A 15,739-nucleotide genomic window follows, 5' to 3' on the forward strand; every position below is an offset into this window, starting at 1 on the left:
TGTCTACAGAACTCTGGCCGGTCCAAAACGGCTGGGAACTTGGCCAACACTCGCTCTATTTGCTCGATCAGTTTTGAGTCGTGGGACATTTTCGGACGAGCCCTAATTACCTAAGTGACCCCAGGGGTCCGGTTGTATGACTGTTCCACAGCGGTCCGAATCTGACAGCACCCTTGATTTGGCCCGATTCTAGGTGGCTGAAAGCCCCGCCAACAAGTAGTAGGAATGACCGACCCTGGCCCAGCTCCGCGCCGGCGAGGCGGATGTCAGCTTTGGGTCGAAAGGGACATTACACCACGGGGGTTCGAACCCCCGGTCGCCGCCGTGAAAGAGTGGCTGCGGAGGATGGTCAACCAGAGTCCGCTTCGGCTGAGCGCTGGCCAGCAAGCCCGGAAATCAGGAATCCCCCGGGATGTCCTCAAACCTCTCCGACCTTCCCAATTCACCTCAGAGAGTAATCCGTTGATTCCCAAGGCCTAACGTTGGTCTTGTCTTCAACTTATGCTGGAAATCTCACATAAGTTGACCTTTTGGAGCAACTTATGTCGAAACGACCACCGGACAACCTTGGACTGCTTAGTGGTGGGCCCACCAGGACTCGAACCTGGAACCAAAGGATTATGAGTCCTCTGCTCTAACCATTGAGCTATAGGCCCGCTGCGGGGGCATTGTAGCGGGGGGCGGGGGCGGAAACGAAGAACCCGCCTTGCGGCGGGTTCTTTGCTTTGCTGGGTTTGCCTGCTGGCTGGAATCAGTCGATGTCCAGGAAGCTGCGCAGCTGCTCGGAGCGGCTGGGGTGGCGCAGTTTGCGCAAGGCCTTGGCTTCTATCTGGCGGATGCGCTCGCGGGTGACGTCGAACTGCTTGCCCACTTCTTCCAGGGTGTGATCGGTGTTCATGTCGATGCCGAAGCGCATGCGCAGCACCTTGGCTTCCCGCGGGGTGAGGCCGGCCAGCACGTCGCGGACGGTTTCCTGCAGGTTGATGTTGGTGGTGTTGTCGATCGGGGACTCCACGTTGGTGTCCTCGATGAAGTCGCCCAGGTGGGAATCCTCGTCGTCGCCGATCGGGGTTTCCATGGAGATCGGCTCCTTGGCGATCTTCATGACCTTGCGGATCTTGTCCTCGGGCATGTCCATTTCCTTGGCCAGCTCCTCCGGCGTGGCCTCGCGGCCGTACTGCTGGAGCATCTGGCGGGAAATGCGGTTGAGCTTGTTGATCGTCTCGATCATGTGCACCGGGATACGGATGGTGCGCGCCTGGTCGGCGATCGAGCGGGTGATCGCCTGGCGGATCCACCAGGTAGCGTAGGTCGAGAACTTGTAGCCGCGGCGGTATTCGAACTTGTCCACGGCCTTCATCAGGCCGATGTTGCCTTCCTGGATGAGGTCGAGGAACTGCAGGCCGCGGTTGGTGTACTTCTTGGCGATGGAGATCACCAGGCGCAGGTTGGCCTCGACCATCTCCTTCTTGGCCTTGCGGGCCTTGGCTTCGCCGTAGGCCATGGCGCGGCTGATTTCCTTGATCTCGGCCAGCGGCAGGTGCATCGCCTGTTCGACGGCGATGGTGGCTTCCTGCTCGGCGATGATCTGGTCCTTGACCTCGCGCAGGCCGGAAGACCACTTCTGCTTGCGCTTGAGGACTTCGTCCACCCAGCCCAGGTTGGTCTGGTTGCCTTCCCAGGCGCGCAGGAAGTCCTTGCGCGGCATCTTGGCGATGTTGGCCGACAGGTGCATCACGCGGCGCTCGTGGTCCTTGATCTCGTTGACCACGTCGCGCAGCTTGCGGACCAGGGTGTCGGTCAGGGCGAGCGGCAGCTTGAGGGTGACGAAGACCTCGGCCATCTCGGTGCGGATCTTGGTGACGGCCTTGTTGTCCGGGCCGCTCTTGGCGTGCGCCTTCTTGAACTTGGCGTAGCCGTCGGCCAGCGCCTGCATGCGGCGGGCGACTTCTTCCGGATCCGGACCGGTGGGCGCCGCCTCTTCGGCCGCGTCGTCACCGCCATCCTCGTCTTCGTCGTCGCTGTCGGCGTCGCTGTCGGAGGCTTCGACGGCTTCCGGCACTTCTTCCGCCGGTTCCTCGACGTCGTTGAAGCCGACCACGACTTCGGCCAGGCGCTTCTTGCCGGTCTTGTGCAGTTCGTACTCTTCCAGCAGCAGTTCGATCGACCACGGGAAGTTGCCGAGCGAGGCCTGGACCTGGCCCAGGCCTTCCTCGATGCGCTTGGCGATGGCGATTTCGCCTTCGCGGGTCAGCAGCTCGACGGTGCCCATTTCGCGCATGTACATGCGCACCGGGTCGGTGGTGCGGCCACCTTCGGTGTCGAGCGAGGTCAGCGCGGCGGCGGCTTCCTCGGCCGCGGTCTCGTCGACTTCGCGACCGCCGGTGTTGCCGTCGGACAGCAGCAGGGTTTCGGCATCGGGGGCGACTTCATGGACGTCGATGCCCATGCCGTTGATCATGCCGATGATGTCTTCGATCTGTTCCGGGTCGACCAGGTCGTCCGGCAGGTGATCGTTGACTTCGGCGTAGGTCAGGTAGCCCTGCTCAAGACCCTTGCTGATCAGCAGCTTGATTTCAGATTGTTGGGCAGGACGTTCGTTGGCCATGGAGGTTGCGCCACCGGCAGGAGAGGAGGAAGGAACCTAGTATTATACCAGCCCGGGCCACCCCTCGTCCCTGAAAACCATCGTGGGGACGCTGTGTCCGCCTGTCTTGACGTCAGGGGCGGAGCAGGAAGGTCACGGGCCCGTCATTGACCAGGCTGACGACCATATGGGCGCCGAAACGCCCGGTTTCCACCCCTGGCGCGTGTTTTTGCCGGCAGATTTCGACCAGTCGGTTGAATCCCCGTTCAGCCTCCTCCGGCGGGGCGGCGGTGGTGAAGCTGGGACGCATGCCGGAGCGGGTATCGGCGGCCAGGGTGAACTGGCTGACCAGCAACAGGCCGCCGCCGGTATCGGTCAGGGAGCGGTTCATCTTTCCGGCGTCGTCGGCGAACACCCGGTAGCCCAGCAGGCGCTCGGCCATGCGCTGGAACTGCGGCTCGGCATCGCCCGGCTCCACCGCCACCAGGGCCAGCAGGCCGCCGCCAATGGCGCCCACGGTTTCGTCGTCCACGGTCACCGACGCCCGGGTGACCCGCTGTATCAAGGCAAGCATGCGGCCATGCTCGCGGCCCGGCCGGTCACGGTCAACCGCTAGACTGATCACGATGAAGCCGCAGACCACCGCCCTCCTCCTCTACACCGCGATCGCCTGGTTCATGCGCCTGCCCTGGCCGCTGCTGCAGTGGCTGGGGAACCGGCTGGCCTGGCTATGGCTGCGCACCGACGCCCGCGAGAGCCGGGTGGCCCGGCGCAACCTGGAGCTGGCCTTCCAAGGCCTGGACGACCGCGCACGGCAGGCGCTGCACCGGGACATCCTGCGCGCCACCACCCGCCAGCTGATGGAAACCCTGCGCTTCTGGACCCAGCCGCACGCGCGGAACCTGGCCTGCCTGCGCGAGCTGCACGGCGCCGAGCTGTACGACCAGGCCCGCGCCGCCGGCCGCAGCGTGATCATCGCCGCGCCCCACTACGGCAACTGGGAACTGCTGAACCAGTGGCTGGCCTCGCGCGGGCCGTACGCGTTCGTGTACCGGGTGCCGGAGTCGCCGGTGGGCGACGCCTTCCTGCTGCGCGCGCGCGGCGCGGCCAACATCACCCAGGTGCGCGCCGAGGGACCGGCGGTGCGCCAGTTGTGGAAGCAGCTCAAGGACGGCGGCGTGGTGGCGATCCTGCCGGACCAGCAGCCCAAGGCCGGCGACGGCGAGTTCGCGCCGTTCTTCGGCGTGCAGGCGCTGACCATGACGCTGCTGTCGCGGCTGGCCGAGCGCACCGGCGCGGTGGTGCTGTTCGCCTGGTGCGAGCGGATCGGCGACGGCCCGGATTTCGCCCTGCACATCGAACCGGCCGAGCCAGCCATTGCCGATCCGGATCCGGTGGTGGCGGTGACCGCGCTCAACGCCGGCGTGGAGCGGATCGCGCGTCGCGATCCGGCCCAGTACCAGTGGACGTACAAACGCTATACCCTGCGGCCACCGGGCAGCGGCGAGGACAATCCTTACCTCTGAACCCGCGTGATGATTCGAACGCGACAAGGGGACGACATGCGTGCAATGGGATTGTGGCTGGCGCTGTGGGCGGCGCCGGCGCTGGCGGCGGGCGATGATCTGGCCGAAATGAACGCGGTCAGCCGCGCCTGGGATCGCTACGCGGAGCTGGTGAACGCGAACAAGCCCGAAAGCGCGGATCTGCTGGCGGCCTCCAGCTTTACCCATTTCACTTTCCTGCGCGACGCCGCGCTGTACGCCTCGGCCGACCAGCTGCGGCGCCTGCCTTCCGATGATCGGATCAAGGCCTACCTGCTGCGCGCCACCCAGGACGAGGCCGCGCTGAAGAAGATGGACGGCGTCGCGTTGGCGCGCCTGTTCGCCAGCAAGGGCTGGATTTCGGTGCGCAGCGACGAGGAGGACGGCCCCGTCTCGCTGACCCACGTGACCATTTCCGGCGATCACGCCGTGTCCGAGCTGGGCCCGCCGACCGAGAGCAATTTCCAGTTCGGCCCGGATTTCGTGCGCGAGAAGGACGGCTGGAAGTACCGGCTGGAATCCTCGGCGCTGGCGGCGTCGGCGGCTTTCGACCAGTCCGCCACCAATGCCGGCGTCACCAGCACCCAGATGACCGAGTTCGTGCTCGGGCGGATCCTGGAAGCGGAGCCGCCGCGGCTGGCGGTGCTGGATCGCGCGCCGGTGGACGATGCCGCCGCGCGCATCCGCCTCAATGAGCAATGGCCGGACTACGACAGCGTGTTCCGCTTCCGGGTGGAGGCGCTGTGGCGCAAGGCCGAGGCCGAGGACGGCCTGGCCCAGTTGGCGCTGGGTTCGATGATGCTGGACGAGAATCCGCAGTACGTGCAGCGCGATCCGAAGCAGGCGCTGGAGTGGCTGGAACGCGCCAGCAACAACGGCAACACGCGCGCGGCGATGTATACCGCCGGTCTGCTGATGCAGGACCCTTCGCAGTTCGGCGATGCCCTCTACCGGCGCGTGCTGCCGCATCTGCAGCGCGCGGCCAATGCCTCCAATGGCATGGCGATGGTGGAGTTGTCGCATTTCTACGCCGAGGGACTGGCCGGTCTGCCACAGGACTGCCGGCAGGCGGTCGACTGGCAGGCGCGCGCGGAGGAAGCGGGCGTGGAGCACGCGCGCAACGAACAGGTGTGGACACTGGCGACCTGCCCGGTCCCCGGGCAGCGTGACCCGGCCCGCGCGCTGGAGCTGGCGCGGTTCATGATCGAACGCAAGGACAAGCTGTCCTCGGGCGAACTGGACACTGTCGCCGCGGCCTTCGCCGCCAACGGCAAATTCGAACAGGCGGTCGCCTACCAGGCCGAGGCCGTGGCCAAGGCCCCGGAGGAGTACACCGACCGCAAGGCGCTGGCCGCCACCCTCAAGCGCATGAAGGGACGGCTGTCCGACTACCGCAAGGGTCGCGACTACGTGCTCGACTACAGCATGTACGAACAGGCGAAGGCGGAGAGTCGCTGATGAGCGACCTCCCCGTCGAAACGCCAGACGCGGCACCGCCCGCCGCGCCGGACACCGCGTCCGGCTGGCAGCCCGTGCCACCGCGCGGTGGCGTACTGGCCGCCTTGGGCGGCGCGATCATCGGCATCCCGCTGGCGGTGGGCGCGGCGTTCGTCAGCCAGGCGTCCGGCTGGCTGTCGCCGTGGCTGGCCGCGCCGGCCGTGTTCCTGATCGGCGCGGTGCTGTGCGGTTGGCTGAGCCTGCGCCGGCACCTGCGCACACGCTGGAAGCTGGACGAGTCCGGCTTCGCGGTGCGGCGCGGCAACTGGTGGCAGAGCGAAACCCATGTGCCGATTTCGCGCGTGCAGCACCTGGACCTGAAACGCGGCCCGCTGGAACGCGGCATGGGCCTGGCGACGCTGGTCGTGCACACCGCCGGCACCCGCCAGGCCACGGTCAGCGTGCAGGCGATGGATGCGGCCGACGCCGAACGCCTGCGCGACCGGCTGGCCCGGCAACTCGACCTCGACGACGCGTTGTGAGCGTTCCCGAGCCTCCCCCGCTCCCTTCCGCCGCCGACGCGCCGATGGCGGTGGAGCAGCGGTTGCATCCGTGGTCGTGGCTGTTCGTGCTGGTGCAGCAGCTCAAGCAGTTCATCCTGCCGCTGATCGCGCTGGTGGTATTCGGCGGACGCGGGGATCCGGACAATCTGTGGGCCACGCTGGGTCCACTGATTGCCGTCGGCATGCTGGTGATCCTGTCGGTGGTCCAGTACTTCACCTATCGCTACCGGATTGGCCGCGATGGCCTGACCATCCGCAGCGGCTGGCTGCATCGCAGCCTGCGCGAGATTCCGTTCGCGCGCATCCACAACGTGGGCATCCACCAGTCGTTGCTGCATCGCCTGTTCCAGGTGGCGGAAGTACGGCTGGAGTCGGCCGGCGGGCAGAAGCCCGAAGCGGAGATGCGGGTGCTGAGCCTGTCGGCGGCCACCGCGCTGGAGAACCTGATCCGCCATCGCGGCCAGGCCGCGCCGGCATCGATGACCGATGCGCCGTCCCTGCCCGCTTCGAACACCTTGCTGGCGCTGCCGCTGACGGAAGTGATCCGGCTCGGGCTGGCCTCCAACCGCGGCATGGTGGTGGTCGCGGCGGCGTTCGGCCTGGCCTGGCAGGTGCTGCCCGACAAGATGATGGCGGGGCTGGTGCGGCGCTATTCGCGCGAAGCCTTCGGCTACGCGAGCCATCTGGAATGGACGTGGCAGAGCGGCGCGCTCGCCGCGCTGGCAATCCTCGCGCTGGTGCTGGTGCTGACCCGCCTGCTGTCGGTGCTGCTGGCGCTGGTGCAGTTCCATGGCTTTCGCCTGAGCGAATCCGATCGCCGCCTGACCGTCGAACGCGGCCTGCTCACGCGCCTGCGCACCAGCGTGTCGCGCCGGCGCATCCAGGCCTGGACCTTGCGCGAAGGCGTGGTGCAACGCTGGCTGAAGCGGCGCAGCCTGCACATCGATACCGCGGTGGCCAGCCGGGTGGATCACGACGATGGCCGGGCCTTGAAGGTATTGGCGCCGATCGCCACGCGGGACGCCTGCGATGCGCTGGTCCGCCATCTGCTGCCGCATTCGGACTGGCCGCCCACGCGCTGGCAGCCAATGCCGGCGCGGGCGGCGTGGCGGCTGTGGCTGCCCGGGCTGATCCTCACGCCGCTGCTGGCGCTCGCGCTGTGGTTTCCGTTCGGCGCCTGGGCGGGCCTGGCATTGCTGGCCTGGCCGCTGACCGGTTGGGCCGCGTGGCAGAACGCGCGCCGTTCCGGCTACACGGCCGGCGATGAACTGATCGCGGTGCGCGGCGGCTGGTGGTGGCGCTGGTGGCGGTTCGCCGAGGTCGACAAGCTGCAGGCGCTGCGGCTGGCGCGCTCGCCGATCGATCGCTGGCTGGGCACGGCCACGCTGTGGCTGGACACCGCCGGCGACAGCGGTCTGGCCTCGCCCCTGCGATTGCGCTTCCTGCCCGAGCCGGAAGCGCGGGCGATCTACGAGCGACTGGCGCAGGCGCTGGCGCGCCGCCGCCTGCGCTGGTGAGCGCTCAGCCCGCGGCCGGTCCCCAGTAGCCGAGGTCCTTGCGGATCTGCAGCCCGCGCAACAGGCTGCCGAACGGCTTGCGCGCCAGCGGACCCAGTTCGCCGCGCAGCAGCCGCTCGGCGGCAATCATCACCCGCTGCGAGGAATGCCCGTCGTGATACGGATGGATCGCGGTGGCGTAGTCGGCCAGCGCGGCGCGCAACGCGTCGTCCGGTGCGAACGCGCGCGCCAGCATCTCCGGCAGGCGCGCCGGATCGTCGAAGTCGATCATGTGCGGCTTGGGCGCACGGTTGCGGAAAGTCACCACCGGCTTGCGCTGGACCACGAATTCGCTGACCACCGAAGTGGTGTCGGCCACCAGCACGTCGGCCGCGCGCTCGGCGCTGATCAGATCCTCGGTCTCGACGAACACGGCATTCGCGCCGGCCAGCGCGCGATAGCGCGCGAACAGGTCCGGCGCGCACTTGGGGTGCAGGGTCAGCAGCCAGAAGCGCTCGCCGGTGGCCACCTGCGCGGCGATGGCCTCATGCAGGTGCGGGGCCGCGCTCAGGCGTTCGGTGAAGGTCGACGCGAACATCGCCACCGGCCGTCCGTTGGCCTGCGCGCGCCATTGCCGGACCCGCGCGTCCTCCCGCCCGAACAGCGGATCCAGCTTGGGCCAGCCGGTCTCGACCACCTTGAAGTGACCGGCCTCACGGGCCAGCGCCTCGAACGGCGCGGTGGTCGCCGGCCCCTGCGTGCAGTACAGGTCGAACATGCCGCGCACCCGGAAGTGGCCGCGCGCGGCATCGCGCTTCTCCACGTTGAAGCCATGGAACAGCTGCACCTTGGCGCCGGACACGAAGGTCGGCACCCAGTTGGCGGCGCTGAACACCGCGCGCGGGCGCAGGTCGACGGCCTGGCGCGCGTGTTCGATCATCCTCACCGGCGCAGGCAGCCGCGAGCCGGCGGCACCATCGACGAACCAGGCGTGCACGCCGTGTCCGGCGGCTTGCAGCGCATCGGCCAGCGGCTGCAAGATGGGCAGCGCATAGCGTTCCGTCGCAAACAACAGGTAATCCGCCATCAACGCCTCCTCGAACCACCGGGTCCCGATTTCGGCCTGCATTATCGCGTTTAACGAAGCGGACCGCATTGGCGACTGCCTGGCCTCGCTGGCGTTCTGCGACGAGATCGTGGTGGTGGATTCGTATTCCACCGATGCCACGGTGGCGATCGCGCAGGCGGCGGGCGCGCGGGTGCTGCAACGGGCCTTCGACGGCTTCCGCAGCCAGAAGCAGTTCGCGATCGAACAGGCCCGGCATGACTGGGTGCTGTGCCTGGACGCGGACGAGCGCGTGGACGACACCTTGCGCGGCGCCATCGAGTCGGCGCGCGCGACCGGTTTCGAGGGCGCGGCCGGTTACCGGTTCGCCCGCCTGTCGGACTATTTCGGCCGCTTCCTGCGCCACGGCAACGCCTATCCGGATCGGGTGCTGCGCTTGTTCGACCGCCGCCGTGGCGGCTGGCGCGGCAAGCGCGAGGTGCATGAAGCGGCCAGCGTGGACGGCGCGGTGAAGACCCTGCGCGGGGACTTGATCCATTACCCGTACCGTTCGCTGGAGCAGCAGTTGCTCAAGACCCAGCGCTACGCGCGGATGATGGCCGAGCACGATTTCGCGCGCGGCAAGCGCGCCACCCTGGCCAAGCTGGTGCTGTCGCCGGCCTGGCGCTTCTGGCGCGGCTACCTGCTGCGCGGCGGCTTCCTCGATGGCTGGCACGGCCTGGTCTACGCCTACGTGCGCGCCAACTACGTGCGCCAGAAGACCGTCATGCTGTGGCTGCTGCAGACCGGGCAGCCGGTCGTGACTCCCGTTTCCCCCGAACCTGCGAACAAGGCCTGACCATGTGCGGCATCGCTGGCGCCTGGTCGCCCCAACCGCGCACGGGCGCGGACGAACTCCACGCCCTTGGCCGGCGCATGGGCGAGGCCATTGCCCACCGCGGTCCGGACGACAGCGGCACCTGGGTGGACGCGGATATCGGCCTGGTGCTGTCGCACCGGCGCCTGTCGATCCTGGATCTGAGCCCGGAAGGCCACCAGCCGATGGTGTCGGCCGACGGCCGCTGGGTGATCGCCTTCAACGGCGAGATCTACAACCACGCCGCGCTGCGCGCGGAGCTGGAAGCGCTGGGACACCGGTTCCGCGGCCACTCCGACACCGAAGTGCTGCTGGCGGGCATCGCCCAGTGGGGCGTGCAGGCGGCACTGGAGCGCGGCAACGGCATGCTCGCGCTGGCGGCCTGGGATCGCCAGGAGCGGGCCCTGTGGCTGGCGCGCGACCGGGTCGGCAAGAAGCCGCTGTATTACGGCTGGACGACGGACGGCACGCTGGTGTTCGGCAGCGAGCTGTCCGCGCTGCGCGCCCATCCGGGCCTGCGCCACGAGGTGAATCCCGACGCGCTGGCGCTGCTGCTGCGGTTGGACTACATCCCCGCACCGTACGCGATTCTGCGCGGCGTGCACAAACTGCCGGCCGGCACCCTGCTGCGCCTGGATCCGGCCGCGTTGGCGGCGGGCGACGCCGGCCACGATCCGCTGCGCGCGCCACTGCACTGGTGGAATGCGCGCCAGCGCCAGGAAGCCGCGATCGCGCAGGGTTTCGACGGCGACGAGGGCGCCGCGCTGGACGCGCTGGATGCATTGCTGCGCGACGCGGTCGCGCTGCGCATGGAGGCGGACGTGCCGCTGGGCGCGTTCCTGTCCGGCGGCACCGATTCCTCGCTGGTGACCGCGCTGATGCAGGCGCAGTCGGCGCGGCCGGTGCGCAGCTTCTCGATCGGTTTCGACAACACCGACCACGACGAGAGCGCCTATGCCACCGCGGTGGCGCGGCACCTGCGCACCGATCACACCGAACTGCACGCCGACGGCCGCGCCGCGCTGGATCTGGTGCCGGACATGGCGCGGATGTTCGACGAACCATTCGCCGATTCCTCGCAGTTGCCGACCGCGTTGCTGTGCCGGCTGGCCCGCCAGCACGTGACGGTGGCGCTGTCGGGCGATGGCGGCGACGAACTGTTCTTCGGCTATGGCCGCTACCTGCGCGCGCTGCGCAACGACGCGCGGCTGGCGCGCCTGCCGCGGCGCCTGCTGGCCCGACTGGCCGGCAATCCCGGCGAACGCTCGCGGTTGGGCGGACTGGCCGCCGCGCGCGCGGAACTGGCGACCGGCGATCTGCAGGGCGTCGCCCTGCAGCGGGTCAGCCGCTGGCGGCGGCCGGAATCGGTCGTGCGCGGCGCCCACCGCGCGATCACCGCCTACGACGATCCGGCCGCGCTGCCGGCCAACGGCAGTCCCGCCGACCAACTGATGGCGCTGGATTTCGCCTGCTACCTGCCCGAGGACATCCTGACCAAGGTCGACCGCGCCAGCATGGCGGTGGCGCTGGAGGCGCGCGCGCCGCTGCTGGACTGGCGGGTGGTGGAGTTCGCCTGGTCGCTGCCGCTGGCGATGAAGTACCGCGACGGCCAGCTCAAGCACCTGCCCAAGCGCCTGCTGGAACGCTACCTGCCGACCCCGCTGGTGCATCGGCCCAAGTCGGGTTTCGGCGCGCCGGTCGGCGATTGGCTGCGCGGTCCGCTGCGCGACTGGGCCGAGGCGCAGCTGGACGAGCGCCGCCTGCGCGAGGAAGGGCATTTCGATCCGGCGCCGATCCGCGCCATCTGGGGCGAATTCCTCGCCGGCCAGCGCAAGTGGCACACGCACCTGTGGGGCGTGCTGATGTTCCAGGCGTGGCGCGAGCGGCTGTAGCGTTCACGCCGCCCGAAGGCGCCGTCGCCGCATGTCGCGGGTGTCCGCCCTTCCCCCCGCCCCGACCCAGCCGTGACAATATGCGCCTGCCCGGCGGGCCCGCTTCGTGCCGCCGGCGGTGTTCTTCCTTCCAAGAGAGTGGTTCATGCAGCGCATTCTGATCACCGGCGGTGCCGGCTTCCTGGGTTCCCACCTGTGCGATCGGCTGATCCGGGACGGACACGACGTCCTGTGCGCGGACAACTTCTTCACCGGCAGCAAGCGCAACGTCGCCCACCTGCTCAACCATCCCTACTTCGAGCTGATGCGGCACGACGTGACCTTCCCGCTTTACGTGGAAGTGGACCGCATCTTCAATCTCGCCTGCCCGGCCTCGCCGATCCACTACCAGCACGATCCGGTGCAGACCACCAAGACCAGCGTGCACGGCGCAATCAACATGCTCGGCCTGGCCAAGCGCCTGGACGCGCGCATCCTGCAGGCCTCCACCAGCGAGGTGTACGGCGATCCGGAAGTGCATCCGCAGCAGGAAGGCTACTGGGGCCGGGTCAATCCGATCGGCCTGCGCAGCTGCTACGACGAGGGCAAGCGCTGCGCCGAGACGCTGTTCTTCGACTACCACCGCCAGCACGGACTGGACATCAAGGTGGTGCGCATCTTCAACACCTACGGCCCGCGCATGCATCCCAACGACGGGCGGGTGGTCAGCAACTTCATCGTGCAGGCGCTGCGCGGCGAGGACATCACCATCTACGGCGACGGCAGCCAGACCCGCAGCTTCTGCTACGTGGACGATCTGGTCGAGGTGATGGTGCGGATGATGGACACCGAGCGCGGCTTCACCGGTCCGGTCAACATCGGCAATCCCGGCGAATTCACCATGCTGGAACTGGCCGAGAAGGTGCTGGCGCTGGTCGGCGGCCATTCCCGCCTGGTGTTCAAGCCGCTGCCTTCCGATGATCCGAAGCAGCGCCAGCCGGACATCACGCTGGCGCGCGGGAAGCTGGGCTGGGAACCGAAGGTGGGGCTGGAGGACGGCCTGAAGGAAACCATCGGCTACTTCCGCAAGCTGCTGGCCGAGGGCCAGGCATGACCCGCTTCGCGGTCATCATCACCAACTACAACTACGCCCGTTTCGTGATCGAGGCGGTCGACGGCGTGCTGGCCCAGGGCCGGCGCGCGGCGCAGATCCTGGTGGTGGACGACGGTTCCACCGATGGCTCGCAGGCACTGCTGACCGAACATTACGGCCACCATCCCGGCGTGCGCCTGCTGTTCGGCGAGAACGGCGGCCAACTGGCAGCCTTCCAGCGCGGCGTGGCCGCCGTGGATGCAGACGTGGACGTGGTCTGCTTCCTCGATGCCGATGATCGCTGGCAGCCGGACTACCTGGAGAAGATCGGCGCGATCTACGACCAGCGCAAGGATGTGGGCTTCGTGCTTTCGGACATCGATCTGTTCGGCAACGAGGAAGGCCGCATCGGTTTCGCCGAAAAGGAACTCGATCTCGGCTACACCGCCATCAGCACCTACGCGCTGACCTACTGGTATGGTGCGCCGACCTCGGCGCTGTCGCTGCGGCTGCGCTATGCGCGCCTGTGCATGGACCTGCCGCCGCAGGTGGGCGCCACCTGGCGGATCTCGGCCGACAACTGCCTGGTGTTCGGCGCCAGCATCTTCGGTGCGCGCAAGTACTTCCTGCCGACCGGCCAGGTCGGCTATCGCATCCATGGCAACAACGGTTGGTGGGCGCAGCAGAACCAGACCACCACCTTCCTGGGCCTGCTGCAGTCACGCGGGCTGATCGGGCATTACGCACGCGCCGCCGGCATGGACGATTCCTGCCTGGAACTGGCCAAGCTGGAATACCGGACCAAGCCGGAGCCCGACTGGGCCGAGGCGCGCCGCTACATCGGACTGTGCTGGCGGGCGCGCCTGCCCTGGTGGAAGCGCCTGGAGCGCATCCTGAGCATCGTCCGCAGCCCGAAACGCAAGAAATAGACACGCTCTACACGCAATGGATTGCGCGCAGCGACAATCGGTGACTTCCGGCTTGGTTCCCGGGTGTAGCTTGCCTTACGCTTGGGCGGATCTCCCGCATTCCCCCGACCCTGCCGGACGCCGTGTTTGAGCTCTCGACCTTCTCCTGCTCCCCCCGCGCCTGACGCCGCGCCGGCGCGCCCGCGCACGCCGTCGCAGGTTTCCCGCGCGCCGGCCCCGGATCGGCTCCCCGGCGGGCACCCGGCTGCGACGCTGCGTTCGGATCCCGCGGTTTCCGGGATGGCGGTGCCCACGCGCTGGCGCAACCTGCTGTGCGTGGGATTGATGGTGCTGATCGCGGGGATGTGCGTGTTGCCGGCGGGTCCCTCGTTCAATCCCGGCAAGCCCTACCAGTACCTGCTGGCGCTGACGCTGTATCTGCCTGCGCTGATCCTGGGATTCGCGCATTTCGATCGCTGGCGCGATCTGGGACGCCGCCCGCTGATGCCCTGGCTGCTGGCGCTGTTCTGCTGGTCCGCGTTGAGCCTGGCATGGACCAACGCGACGCGGCCGCTGGACGAGATCCTGCGCATCCTGAGCGTGCTGGTGTTCCTGTTCGCCTGGCGGCACGGCATTGGCGACGACCCGCGCCGCCAGCGCTGGCTGCTGGTGGGTGGCGCAGGCGTGCTGGCCGCCACCGCCATAGCGGCGATGCTCCGGTTCGCGATCCAGCCGCCGCCGGACGGCCGCGTGACCGGCTTTGGCGTGATGGCCAACGCCAACCTGATCGCTGCGGCGATGGGAGCCGGTTTCCTGTGGCTGTGGCCTTGGCGTTTCCACACGCCGGGACAGCGCCTGTTGAAATGGTCCGCCATGGCCGTGCTGATCGCCTGCCTGGTGCTGGCCGACTCGCGCAGCGCCTGGGCGGCGCTGTTCGCCGCGATGTTCGTGCTGCTCGCCATCCGCAGCAAGGAGCGCGCCTGGCGGCGCGTGATCGCGCTGATCGTGGTCGGCGCAGGCGTGGCGATCGCGGCCTACCCGGAGCTGAGCGAGCGCGGCTGGTCGTTCCGGCCGCAGATCATGCAACACAGTTGGGACCTGTTCCTGCAGCAGCCATGGCTGGGCCTGGGGCTGGGCGCGCGCTTCACCCTGCCGGTGCAGGGCGGCATGGGCATGGACCAGGTCCATACCCACAACCTGTTCACCCAGATCGCGGTCGAACTTGGCTTGCCGGGATTCCTGCTGTGGTCGGTGATCTGGCTGGCATTGGGCTGGCGTGCCTGGCGTCATCGAGACGACGTGATCGGCCGCGCCGTGCTGGGCCTGTGGGTGTTCGCCAGCGTGATGGTGCAATTCGACCTGCCGCACCTGATTGACAGCCCACGCCCGGGTTGGTTGATCATCTGGCTGCCGCTGGCGCTCAGCCTGTCGTTGCCATCGGCGTCCACCGACCCTTCGCGCGCACGATGAAGATTTCCCTGGCGGTCCTCACCTACAACTGGCCCGAAGCCCTGGAGCGGGTGCTGGAAAGCGTGGCGGCGCAACGGCGCATGCCCGACGAAATCCTGATTGCCGATGACGGTTCCCGGCCCGATACGGCCGAAGTGGTGGCGCGCTGGCAGAAGGCGCTGCCGGTTCCGGTGCGCCATCTGTGGCAGGAGGATCGCGGCTTCCGCGCGGCGCGCTGCCGCAACCGCGCGATCGCCGCCAGCCGCGGCGACTACGTGATCCTGCTGGACGGCGACATGATCCTGCATCCGGACTTCATCGGCGATCATGAAATGCTGGCCGAGCCGGGGTTCTTCCTGCAGGGTGGCCGGCTCAAGGCGACGGTCGCCGAGAGCAAGCGCCTGCTGGCCGGCGGGCGGCCGGTGTTCGCGCCGTGGATCGATGCCGATTTCGACGAGTTCGACGGCACCCGCCGCCAGTACGCCTTCCGCCAGCCGCAGCTGGCGCGCTGGAAGGCGCGCTCGCGCAGCGGCGGGCGGGTGATGAGCTGCAACATGAGTTTCTGGCGCGCCGACCTGCTGAAGGTCAATGGCTTCGACGAACGCATGGAAGGTTATGGCGCCGAGGATCGCGAGCTGGCGGCGCGGCTTGAGAACACCGGCCTGCGCCGGCGCGCGCTCAAGTGGGCCGCACTGGCCGTCCACCTGTGGCACAACTCGCGCGCCCCGCCGGACGTGGACGACATGAGCCTGCCCAACAACCGCCTGTTCCAGGCCACCCGCACGCAGAAAATCACCCGCTGCGAACACGGCATCGACGGCCACCCCGAGTTGCTGCAGGATCCGGTGATCTCCTGATCCCGCTCCCGA

The 15,739-nt window shown here is 68.3% G+C and carries 13 protein-coding genes and 1 tRNA gene; 10 read left to right on the forward strand and 4 right to left on the reverse strand.

The genetic code is table 11. From position 1 onward, the window contains the following. Positions 1 to 580: 580 nt before the first annotated feature. The 3 genes from IQ458_RS15535 to dtd all read right to left on the reverse strand — a co-directional run bounded on the left by IQ458_RS15535 (position 581) and on the right by dtd (position 3,161). Positions 581 to 656, reverse strand: a tRNA-Ile gene (locus tag IQ458_RS15535). Between the two features lie 95 nt (positions 657 to 751). Further along, entirely contained in the window at positions 752 to 2,608 is a 1,857-nt protein-coding gene (rpoD, locus tag IQ458_RS15540; protein ID WP_183639535.1) for an RNA polymerase sigma factor RpoD, read from the reverse strand. 112 nt (positions 2,609 to 2,720) lie between these two features. Next, positions 2,721 to 3,161, reverse strand: a complete 441-nt coding sequence (dtd, locus tag IQ458_RS15545; RefSeq protein ID WP_183639536.1) for a D-aminoacyl-tRNA deacylase — start codon at positions 3,159 to 3,161, stop codon at positions 2,721 to 2,723. Positions 3,162 to 3,213: 52 nt separating this feature from the next. Between dtd and IQ458_RS15550 the strand changes: the two genes are divergently transcribed. The 4 genes from IQ458_RS15550 to IQ458_RS15565 are packed head-to-tail and all read left to right on the forward strand — an operon-like array spanning position 3,214 to position 7,648. Beyond that, positions 3,214 to 4,113: a lauroyl acyltransferase gene (locus tag IQ458_RS15550; RefSeq protein ID WP_203323386.1), complete on the forward strand. Its 900-nt coding sequence runs from the start codon at positions 3,214 to 3,216 to the stop codon at positions 4,111 to 4,113. 36 nt (positions 4,114 to 4,149) lie between these two features. Continuing rightward, positions 4,150 to 5,589 carry a tetratricopeptide repeat protein gene (locus tag IQ458_RS15555; RefSeq protein WP_192199516.1) on the forward strand — a complete coding sequence of 480 codons (1,440 nt, stop codon included), beginning with the start codon at positions 4,150 to 4,152 and terminating at the stop codon, positions 5,587 to 5,589. Then, positions 5,589 to 6,110 (forward strand): PH domain-containing protein, encoded by a 522-nt coding sequence (locus IQ458_RS15560; protein WP_192199515.1) that lies wholly within the window; start codon positions 5,589 to 5,591, stop codon positions 6,108 to 6,110. The genes IQ458_RS15555 and IQ458_RS15560 overlap by 1 nt, the downstream gene beginning before the upstream one ends. A gap of 44 nt (positions 6,111 to 6,154) precedes the next feature. After that, positions 6,155 to 7,648: a PH domain-containing protein gene (locus tag IQ458_RS15565; RefSeq protein ID WP_203323414.1), complete on the forward strand. Its 1,494-nt coding sequence runs from the start codon at positions 6,155 to 6,157 to the stop codon at positions 7,646 to 7,648. 4 nt (positions 7,649 to 7,652) lie between these two features. On the opposite strand, the gene IQ458_RS15570 is transcribed toward IQ458_RS15565, so the two are convergent. Then, positions 7,653 to 8,717: a CDP-glycerol glycerophosphotransferase family protein gene (locus tag IQ458_RS15570; protein WP_203323415.1), complete on the reverse strand. Its 1,065-nt coding sequence runs from the start codon at positions 8,715 to 8,717 to the stop codon at positions 7,653 to 7,655. Between IQ458_RS15570 and IQ458_RS15575 the strand changes: the two genes are divergently transcribed. The 6 genes from IQ458_RS15575 (at position 8,713) to IQ458_RS15600 (ending at position 15,727) form a co-directional block, all read left to right on the forward strand. After that, positions 8,713 to 9,531, forward strand: coding sequence for a glycosyltransferase family 2 protein (locus IQ458_RS15575; protein ID WP_183641290.1), 819 nt, complete (start codon positions 8,713 to 8,715; stop codon positions 9,529 to 9,531). The two genes, IQ458_RS15570 and IQ458_RS15575, sit on opposite strands and share 5 nt — an antisense overlap. Before the next feature lie 2 nt (positions 9,532 to 9,533). After that, positions 9,534 to 11,441 carry an asparagine synthase (glutamine-hydrolyzing) gene (asnB, locus tag IQ458_RS15580; protein WP_203323387.1) on the forward strand — a complete coding sequence of 636 codons (1,908 nt, stop codon included), beginning with the start codon at positions 9,534 to 9,536 and terminating at the stop codon, positions 11,439 to 11,441. A gap of 145 nt (positions 11,442 to 11,586) precedes the next feature. After that, positions 11,587 to 12,534: a UDP-glucuronic acid decarboxylase family protein gene (locus IQ458_RS15585; RefSeq protein WP_203323388.1), complete on the forward strand. Its 948-nt coding sequence runs from the start codon at positions 11,587 to 11,589 to the stop codon at positions 12,532 to 12,534. Beyond that, positions 12,531 to 13,442: a glycosyltransferase family 2 protein gene (locus IQ458_RS15590; protein ID WP_203323389.1), complete on the forward strand. Its 912-nt coding sequence runs from the start codon at positions 12,531 to 12,533 to the stop codon at positions 13,440 to 13,442. The genes IQ458_RS15585 and IQ458_RS15590 overlap by 4 nt, the downstream gene beginning before the upstream one ends. 279 nt (positions 13,443 to 13,721) lie before the next feature. Then, positions 13,722 to 14,891, forward strand: coding sequence for an O-antigen ligase family protein (locus IQ458_RS15595; RefSeq protein ID WP_203323390.1), 1,170 nt, complete (start codon positions 13,722 to 13,724; stop codon positions 14,889 to 14,891). Continuing rightward, positions 14,888 to 15,727 carry a glycosyltransferase family 2 protein gene (locus tag IQ458_RS15600; protein WP_203323391.1) on the forward strand — a complete coding sequence of 280 codons (840 nt, stop codon included), beginning with the start codon at positions 14,888 to 14,890 and terminating at the stop codon, positions 15,725 to 15,727. Before IQ458_RS15595 ends, IQ458_RS15600 begins: the two co-directional genes overlap by 4 nt. Positions 15,728 to 15,739 lie beyond the last annotated feature (12 nt).

It is taken from the genome of Pseudoxanthomonas beigongshangi, assembly GCF_016820515.1.
In the GTDB taxonomy this organism is placed as follows: domain Bacteria; phylum Pseudomonadota; class Gammaproteobacteria; order Xanthomonadales; family Xanthomonadaceae; genus Pseudoxanthomonas_A; species Pseudoxanthomonas_A beigongshangi.

Coding starts and splice junctions, on each gene's coding strand:
- rpoD (WP_183639535.1), bottom strand. CDS start 2,608: ATGGCCAACGAACGTCCTGCCCAACAATCTGAAATCAAGCTGCTGATC.
- dtd (WP_183639536.1), bottom strand. CDS start 3,161: ATGCTTGCCTTGATACAGCGGGTCACCCGGGCGTCGGTGACCGTGGAC.
- IQ458_RS15550 (WP_203323386.1), top strand. CDS start 3,214: ATGAAGCCGCAGACCACCGCCCTCCTCCTCTACACCGCGATCGCCTGG.
- IQ458_RS15555 (WP_192199516.1), top strand. CDS start 4,150: ATGCGTGCAATGGGATTGTGGCTGGCGCTGTGGGCGGCGCCGGCGCTG.
- IQ458_RS15560 (WP_192199515.1), top strand. CDS start 5,589: ATGAGCGACCTCCCCGTCGAAACGCCAGACGCGGCACCGCCCGCCGCG.
- IQ458_RS15565 (WP_203323414.1), top strand. CDS start 6,155: ATGGCGGTGGAGCAGCGGTTGCATCCGTGGTCGTGGCTGTTCGTGCTG.
- asnB (WP_203323387.1), top strand. CDS start 9,534: ATGTGCGGCATCGCTGGCGCCTGGTCGCCCCAACCGCGCACGGGCGCG.
- IQ458_RS15585 (WP_203323388.1), top strand. CDS start 11,587: ATGCAGCGCATTCTGATCACCGGCGGTGCCGGCTTCCTGGGTTCCCAC.
- IQ458_RS15590 (WP_203323389.1), top strand. CDS start 12,531: ATGACCCGCTTCGCGGTCATCATCACCAACTACAACTACGCCCGTTTC.
- IQ458_RS15595 (WP_203323390.1), top strand. CDS start 13,722: ATGGCGGTGCCCACGCGCTGGCGCAACCTGCTGTGCGTGGGATTGATG.
- IQ458_RS15600 (WP_203323391.1), top strand. CDS start 14,888: ATGAAGATTTCCCTGGCGGTCCTCACCTACAACTGGCCCGAAGCCCTG.